Annotated in this window: 1 protein-coding gene; it reads right to left on the bottom strand. The window is 39.2% G+C overall.

Features of this window, described 5'->3' with window-relative positions:
• Window positions 1–206: 3-methyl-2-oxobutanoate hydroxymethyltransferase (locus tag MTCD1_RS19020; protein WP_200818661.1), on the bottom strand; the 206-nt coding region annotated here is incomplete at its 3' end.
• Between the last annotated feature and the right edge of the window lie 72 nt (window positions 207–278).

Raw genomic sequence — 278 nt, 5'->3', positions numbered from 1 at the left:
GTATGATAAGCAATATCTGTTACTGTGACAGGTAATGTATCATTATGGCCTTGTAATACCATGCCCATCGAGTCACCGACTAATAATACAGGCATGCCGACTTCATCAAATAATGCGGCAAAACTCGCATCATACGCGGTAATACTGGCAAATTTTTGTCCTGCTTCTTTCATCTTAAGCAGTTTCGATACGGTAACCTTGCTCATTGGAAATCCTTCTTCACATTATTCTGTGTTTTGATAAATAGCTAAGTCATTACGAGGACAGTCCTTAAGTGA

The sequence above is a fragment of the Colwellia marinimaniae genome (genome assembly GCF_002207865.1).
In the GTDB taxonomy this organism is placed as follows: Bacteria; Pseudomonadota; Gammaproteobacteria; order Enterobacterales; family Alteromonadaceae; genus Colwellia; species Colwellia marinimaniae.
Note: the sequence above shows the minus strand (reverse complement) of the source record. Positions and strands in the feature narration are given on the sequence as shown.